The sequence below is a fragment of the Pseudomonas sp. TKO26 genome (assembly GCF_003225665.1).
Classification (GTDB): Bacteria; Pseudomonadota; Gammaproteobacteria; order Pseudomonadales; family Pseudomonadaceae; genus Aquipseudomonas; species Aquipseudomonas saponiphila.
Window position 1 is genome coordinate 304,165 of record NZ_QKLN01000007.1, and the last position, 6,722, is coordinate 310,886.

At 65.1% G+C, this 6,722-nt stretch carries 6 protein-coding genes and 1 pseudogene; 2 read left to right on the forward strand and 5 right to left on the reverse strand.

Annotation, left to right across the window (positions count from 1 at the left end; genetic code table 11):
* Window positions 1–47 precede the first annotated feature (47 nt).
* Together tagQ and DNK59_RS13640 are read left to right on the forward strand one after the other, a co-directional pair.
* Window positions 48–977 carry a type VI secretion system-associated lipoprotein TagQ gene (gene tagQ, locus DNK59_RS13635; RefSeq protein ID WP_092317650.1) on the forward strand — a complete coding sequence of 310 codons (930 nt, stop codon included), beginning with the start codon at window positions 48–50 and terminating at the stop codon, window positions 975–977.
* A 140-nt stretch (window positions 978–1,117) separates the two neighbouring features.
* Window positions 1,118–1,501 carry a helicase gene (locus DNK59_RS13640; protein WP_110723515.1) on the forward strand — a complete coding sequence of 128 codons (384 nt, stop codon included), beginning with the start codon at window positions 1,118–1,120 and terminating at the stop codon, window positions 1,499–1,501.
* A gap of 69 nt (window positions 1,502–1,570) precedes the next feature.
* On the opposite strand, the gene DNK59_RS13645 is transcribed toward DNK59_RS13640, so the two are convergent.
* The 5 genes and pseudogenes from DNK59_RS13645 to DNK59_RS32485 all read right to left on the reverse strand — a co-directional run.
* The gene (locus tag DNK59_RS13645; protein ID WP_110723516.1) at window positions 1,571–2,971 is read right to left on the reverse strand and encodes an aminoacyl-tRNA deacylase and HDOD domain-containing protein; all 1,401 of its coding nucleotides are present in this window, start codon (window positions 2,969–2,971) and stop codon (window positions 1,571–1,573) included.
* A 79-nt stretch (window positions 2,972–3,050) separates the two neighbouring features.
* Entirely contained in the window at window positions 3,051–5,126 is a 2,076-nt protein-coding gene (gene recG / locus DNK59_RS13650; RefSeq protein ID WP_110723517.1) for an ATP-dependent DNA helicase RecG, read from the reverse strand.
* Window positions 5,127–5,135: 9 nt separating this feature from the next.
* Window positions 5,136–6,056: a hydrogen peroxide-inducible genes activator gene (locus DNK59_RS13655; RefSeq protein WP_092317638.1), complete on the reverse strand. Its 921-nt coding sequence runs from the start codon at window positions 6,054–6,056 to the stop codon at window positions 5,136–5,138.
* Window positions 6,057–6,205: 149 nt separating this feature from the next.
* Window positions 6,206–6,538: pseudogene (locus DNK59_RS13660) on the reverse strand (energy transducer TonB); the annotation flags it as partial.
* On the reverse strand, window positions 6,534–6,722 hold a 189-nt coding region (locus tag DNK59_RS32485), incomplete at its 5' end, for a hypothetical protein (protein ID WP_218281274.1). The gene DNK59_RS32485 and the pseudogene DNK59_RS13660, both read right to left, overlap by 5 nt.

Sequence of the window (6,722 nt, forward strand, 5' to 3'; positions counted from 1 at the left end):
GACCTGATGTCGTGCCGAGTAGGTCAACACTAATCGAGATCATCAACATGCTTTTTTCCCGCAAGCCATTTGCTTCAACATCCAAGCGTCACCTGCTGTTGGTTGCCGCCGGGTTCAGCACCGTATTGACCGGTTGCGCGACCTCTCCGGTGTCCAAGGTCGCTTCGACCACCAAGGTCGAGTACTACCCGAGCTGCTACGAACCGGTACAGCACCTGCGTGCCACCGATTCGGACATGACCAAGTCGGTGGTGACCGGAGCCGCCCTGGGCGCCGCCGGTGGCGCACTGCTCGGTGCCCTGACCGGTGACGGCGACCACCGTGGTCGCAACGCCGCCATCGGCGCCGCAGGCGGTGCCCTGGCCGGTGGCGCCGCCGGTTACTACACCGAGCGCCAGAAACAGATCGCCGACGACAATCAGCGCATCGCTTCCTACGCCACCGACGTCAACAAGAGCGCGGCCGACATCGATCGCAGCACGGCCTATGCCCGCGCTTCGCAAACCTGCTACCAGCGTGCCTTCGACAGCCTGATCAGCGCGCGCAAGGCCAACAGCATCAATGACGTGGAAGGGCGCAAGCGCCTGGCGGAAATCGTCAGCGGCCTGAAAGAGTCCAACGACCTGATCGCCGCGGTGAACGGCCGGGCCAGCGAAGACCTGAACAAGTACAACCAGGCCTATGAGCAGGACTTGCAGCAGGTGGGCGTGCAGCGCACCGACGTGGTGAAAGTCGCCACCGCCGATACCACTCCGGTGACCACCACCGGCGGCAAGAAGAAGCAGCAGAAGGTCAAGCAGCCGAAGCTGCCGACCGTGCCGGCCGAAGCGGTGAACACCGAGAAGTCGATCCAGCAGGCCAAGACCAAGCAAGCCGAGATCAGCAAGGTTGCGACCACCGGTCAGACTCAGGTCAACAGCATGTGCAAGAACCCGGACCTGGGCGACTGGGCTCCGGTGCCTTGCCCTAACGTCTGAGTCAGTGATTGTCTGACAAGATGTCGCGATAAGCGTTGAACGCCAGTCGATCTCCGAGTAATTGGCCTGATCGACTGGCGCTCTTCACGTTACAGGTTAAACTGCGCCGGCCACCTAATAATTCCACTGAGGCGCCGTGCATGAAATTTCGTTTTCTTCTCTGGATGCTTGGCCTGTTGATGGGCAAGGCCAGCCGCAACAATCCCGCTTTCCAGCAACAGTTGGGCGACAAGGAGCTGGTGTTCCAGCTGCAGACCCTCGACGGCAAGGTTGCTCGGCATTTCTTCGTCAAGGACCAGCGCATTACCAGTCGTTCGGGGTTCTATCCGCAGCCTGCGTTCGCCATTGCCTTCAAGGACGCCGCCTACGGCTTCGCCACGATGCAGGCGAAGAACAAGCAGTTGGCGTTCATGACCGGGATTCAGGACAAGTCGATTCAGATCAAGGGCAACCCGGCGCTGGTGATCTGGTTCCAGGGTCTGACCAAGTATCTGAAACCGAAGAAGGCCAAGCCCAAGGCTTGATGGTGGGACTTCGCCGGCGAGGCGGCTCCTACAAGGCGGGTGCAGGAGCCGGCTTGCCGGCGAATGGGGTCAGGCCTGGCTGAACTGCGAAGCCAGTTCCCGCAGCAGGACTTCCGCTTCCAGCACTTTGCTCACCACGTCTTCGGCCTTGTCACGGCTCAGGCCCAGGCGCTCGAACAGGGCGTCGGGGATCTCTTCGTGGGGGCCGGAACCGATGCCTCGGCTGCGCAGCAGGCGCACCGCCAGGCACACCAGGTTCGGGTACTCGGCGAAGGCGCCGTCGTAGCTCGGGTCGTGCTGGAAGCGCAGGGCAGTGGACAGCTCGTCCGGCATGTCCCAGTAGCGCATCAGCCAGGCGCCGATCTGTTCGCGACTGATGCCCAGCAGGTGCTGCTCGACATAGCTGTGGCACAGGTGCGGGTTGACCTCCAGGTGCCGGCAGATCAGCGAGAAGTGCGGCGGGAACACGTGGGCCAGCAGCAGGTAGCCGAAGTTGTGCAGCAGGCCGGCAAGGTAGGTCAGGCCGGCTTCCGGGCGCTGGGCGCGAGGCATGGCGCGGGTCAGGCCTTCGATCACCGCGGCGGTGTAGATCGATTGCTGCCAGTAGGGCGTGGCGTGTTGCGGCTGGTCCTTGGGCAGGCTCAGGGTCTTGCCCAGGGCCAGTCCCAGCGCCAGGTTGATCACCAGATCGAAGCCCAGCACGCGGACGATGGCGTCTTCCACCGAACGGATCTTACCCGGCGAGGCGTAGTAGGGCGAGGCCGCCCAGCTCACGACCTGTGCGGCCAGGGCCGGGTCGGTTTCCACCACGCCGGTGATGTCGTCGATGGTGGCGTTGGGATCGACCCGCAGCTTGATGATCTTCTGTGCGGTTTCCGCCAGCGGCGGGATCTCGATGGTGGCTTCCAGGCGTTGCTGGATGCGCCGCGCGGTGAACGCCTGCATGGCCTGGGTGATTTCCTCGCGGTCATCGTCCGGGCGGTCGAGGTTGGGGCGGATGCTGCTCAGCGACTCGCCGAAGTGACCGGCACTGGCTTTGTTGAGCATGCTCTTGAAGGCTTCGCTGGTGATTTCCAGCAGCACTCCGGGCTCGCCGGAATTGATCAGCAGGCTGGGTTCGCGCAGCAGGCTTTCTTCGTACAGGCAGGGCGAGCTGGTCAGCGCCGGCAGGCCGGGCAGCAGGCTCAGGCTGTGCTTGCCGAGCATGCGCTCCAGGCGCTCGGTGGATACCGCGGTGAGGCGGCGACCGGTGAGCTCGGCGAGGCGATTGAGGTCCAGTAGCTGGCTCTGCGGGAACAGCACCATCAGCGCGCCGACGGCGTCGTCCAGCAGCACTGCCTGGACCCTGCGCGCAGCCGGCAGGCCCGGCTGGTCGAGCACTTCGTTGTAGCTGATGGCCAGCTTGCCGAGCAGCAACCGGATAACAGACGGAGCGTGTGGGGTTGCAATGTCGAGGGCAACTTCTGTCATGGTCTGGTATCCGCTTTTTTACAATTTGACGAGTATAACCAGCTTGGTTATGGCGAGGGTTCACTAACTGAGTGGTGGTTCACACTTGGCCGTATTGCTGGCCATGGCGCAGCCAGCGTTCCAGCAACGGGCTGACGTGGTCCGGCCAGCGCTCCAGCAGGGCCTGGGCGGCATCGCGTACCGCGGGCAGCAGATCGGCGTCGCGCATCAGGTCGGCGACCTTGAACTGCAAGAGTCCGGTCTGGCGGGTGCCGAGCATTTCCCCGGGGCCGCGCAGTTCCAGATCCTTTTCGGCGATGACGAAACCGTCGTTGGTCTCGCGCATGATGCCCAGGCGCTGACGACCGATTTGTGAAAGCGGCGGATGGTAGAGCAGCACGCAGTGGCTGGCGGCGCTACCGCGCCCGACCCGGCCGCGCAGCTGGTGCAACTGAGCCAGGCCCAGGCGTTCCGGGTTCTCGATGATCATCAGGCTGGCGTTGGGCACGTCGACGCCGACCTCGATCACCGTGGTGGCCACCAGCAGTTGCAGGTTGCCGGCCTTGAATTCGGCCATCACCGCGGCTTTCTCCGCCGGTTTCATGCGGCCGTGGATCAACCCCACGCGCAGTTCGCCCAGGGCGCTGGAGAGGTCTTCGAAGGTGGTTTCGGCGGCCTGGCAGGTGAGCTCCTCGGATTCTTCGATCAGGGTGCAGACCCAATAGGCCTGGCGCCCTTCGGCGCAGGCGGCGCGTACCCGCTCGATCACCTCGACCCGGCGGCTGTCGGTGACCAGCACGGTGTTGACTGGCGTGCGACCCGGGGGCAGTTCGTCGAGGATCGAGGTGTCCAGGTCGGCGTAGGCGCTCATCGCCAGGGTTCGTGGAATCGGCGTGGCGGTCATGATCAGCTGGTGCGGGCAGAGGCGGCCGCCAACGCCTTTCTGGCGCAGGGCCAGGCGCTGCTGGACGCCGAAGCGGTGCTGTTCATCGATGATCACCAGGGCCAGGTTCTTGAACTGCACCTCATCCTGGAACAGGGCGTGGGTGCCTACCACCATCGGTGCGCCGCCGGCGATCTGTTCCAGGGCGGCCGCGCGGTTCTTGCCCTTGAGCTTGCCCGCCAGCCAGGCGACTTCCAGGCCCAGGGGTTCGAGCCAGCGCTTGAAGGTAATGAAGTGCTGCTCGGCGAGGATCTCGGTGGGCGCCATCAATGCCACCTGATAACCGGCTTCCAGGGCCTGCAGGGCGGCGAGGGCGGCGACCACGGTCTTGCCGGCGCCGACGTCACCCTGGATCAGGCGCAGCATGGGTTCGGGCTGGCTCAGGTCGTAGGCGATCTCGTTGCCGACCCGTTGTTGCGCGCCCGTGGGAGCGAAGCCGAGGTTCTTCAGGTACTGGGCCGGCAGCTTCTTGGCCACTGGCAGCACCGGGGCGCGCTGGGAGCGCAGGCTGTCGCGCAGGCGTTGCTGGGACAGCTGGTGGGTCAGCAATTCCTCGAACGCCAGGCGGTGCTGGGCCCAGTGATGCCCGAGGGCCAGTTCGTCGACGTCGGCGTCCGCCGGTGGGTGATGCAGGTAGCGGATCGCATCGTCCAGGGGCGCCAGTTGATAGTCCCGGGCCAATTCCTCCGGCAGCCAGTCCGGCAGGCTGCGCGGGCCGAGCAGGGCCAGGCTCTGCTGGCAGAGCAGGCGCAGGCGCTGCTGGGTCAGGCCCTCGGTCAGCGGGTAGATGGGGGTCAGGGTCTGGTCTACCGGCGGCGGTTCGTCGCCACTGATGGCGCGGTATTCCGGGTGGTAGATCTCCAGGCCCGAGGCGCCGGGCCGGGCTTCGCCGTAGCAGCGCACGCGGGTGCCGCGTTTCAGGCCGTCTTTCTGCGCGTTGCTGAAATGGTAGAAGCGCAGGCTCAGGCCGCCGGTGCCGTCCTGCAGGCGCACCAGCAGGCTGCGGCGCTTGCCCATGACCACGTCGGCACCGCTGACGGTGCCCTCGATCACCGCATCCTGGCCGGGGCGCAGGGCGCCGATCGGCACCACGCGGGTGCGGTCCTGGTAGCGCAGGGGCAGGTGGAACAGCACGTCCTGGAGGTTTTCCAGGCCGACCTTGGCCAGCTTTTCGGCCATGGCTTCGCCAACGCCCTTGAGTGCCGTGACCGGCACTTTCGACAGCTCAGTCATTGCGCTTGCTTAGCTCGCGGCGGGCGGCTTGGCCACCGAGCACAGGCGGATCGAGTCGGCGAGGATCTCGATGGCCTTGGGTCGCGGGAAGCTGGCGCGCCAGGCGATGGCCACGGTGCGGAACGGCACCGGTGGGGTCAGTGGGCGCACTTCGATCACCCCGGGGGCGTAGTGATGGCTGTCCACCGCCGACAGCGGCAGGATCGAGATGCCCAGGCCCGAGGCGACCATGTGGCGGATGGTTTCCAGGGAGCTGGATTCCACGGTGGTGTGCTTGGCGCCGTCGTTGCCCTTGGTCAGGGTCGGGCAGGCCTCCAGCACCTGGTCGCGGAAGCAGTGGCCTTCGCCCAGCAGCAACAGGCTCTTGTCGTTGAGCAGGCTGGCGTCGATGGTTTCCTTCTTGGTCCAGGAGTGGTCGCTGGGCATCAGTACGTAGAAGGGCTCATCGTACAACGGCAGGGTCAGGACATCGGCCTCGTTGAACGGCAGGGCGATGATGATCGCGTCGAGCTCGCCATTGCGCAGTTTGTCTCGCAGTACGTGAGTGAAGTTCTCTTCGATGTACAGCGGCATCTGCGGCGCGACCCGGTGCAGTTGGGGAATCAGGTGCGGGAACAGGTAGGGGCCGACGGTGTAGATGGCGCCCACCTTGAGTGGCGCGGTCAGCTGGTTCTTGCCGGCCTGGGCCAATTCGCGAATGCCCTGGGCCTGCTCCAGGACCTTCTGTGCCTGGGCAACGATGGTTTCGCCGACCGGGGTCAGGCGCACCGCGCTCTTGCTGCGCTCGAAAATCAGCACACCGAGTTCGTCTTCAAGCTTTTTCACGCCCACCGAGAGGGTCGGCTGGCTGACATGGCAACGCTCGGCGGCGTGGCCGAAGTGCTGCTCTTGGGCGAGGGTGACGATGTAGCGTAATTCTGTGAGGGTCATAGCGGGCGTCCATGAGGTTGCGGCCAAGCATAACGGCTGCAATCGATAGACGCACGTTATCAGACGGAGGGTGGAACGCGACACCCGCCAATGCCTGCTTCGGGCTGCGCAAACGCCAAGGGCACCTTTGCAGGTGCCCTGGCGGGGTATCAGCGGCGACCGCGGCTTCTGTCGATTTCGTAGTTGAAGGGCGCGGTGACTTCCACGGTGCCATTGGTGAGCATGTCGGCCGGCGGCTTGGGCAGAGGCTGGGCGCGACGGATCATGTCCAGGGTGGCCCGGTCCAGATCCGCATTGCCCGAACGGCTGGTCAGCTCGTAGGACAGCACCTTGCCTTCGGCATCAACCACGAAGCGCAGGGAGTTGGTGCCTTCCTTGCCTCGACGTTGAGCCTCGCTCGGGTAGCGCTTGTGCTTGGCCAGGTGCGCCTGCACCAGTCCCTGCCAGTTTGCCTTGGCGGCGGCCTGAGCCGGTCCGTCACCGGCTCAGGCCGCCGCCAAGGCAAACTGGCAGGGACTGGGGCAGGCGCACCTGGCCAAGCACAAGCGCCACCCGAGCGAGGCTCAACGCCGAGGCAAGGAAGGCACCAACTCCCTGCGCCTTGTGGTTGGTGCCGAAGGGCAGGGGCTGTCCTACGAGCTGACCAGCCGTTCGGGGAAGGCGGGT

Coding starts and splice junctions, on each gene's coding strand:
- DNK59_RS13645 (WP_110723516.1), bottom strand. CDS start 2,971: ATGACAGAAGTTGCCCTCGACATTGCAACCCCACACGCTCCGTCTGTT.
- DNK59_RS13655 (WP_092317638.1), bottom strand. CDS start 6,056: ATGACCCTCACAGAATTACGCTACATCGTCACCCTCGCCCAAGAGCAG.
- recG (WP_110723517.1), bottom strand. CDS start 5,126: ATGACTGAGCTGTCGAAAGTGCCGGTCACGGCACTCAAGGGCGTTGGC.
- tagQ (WP_092317650.1), top strand. CDS start 48: ATGCTTTTTTCCCGCAAGCCATTTGCTTCAACATCCAAGCGTCACCTG.
- DNK59_RS13640 (WP_110723515.1), top strand. CDS start 1,118: ATGAAATTTCGTTTTCTTCTCTGGATGCTTGGCCTGTTGATGGGCAAG.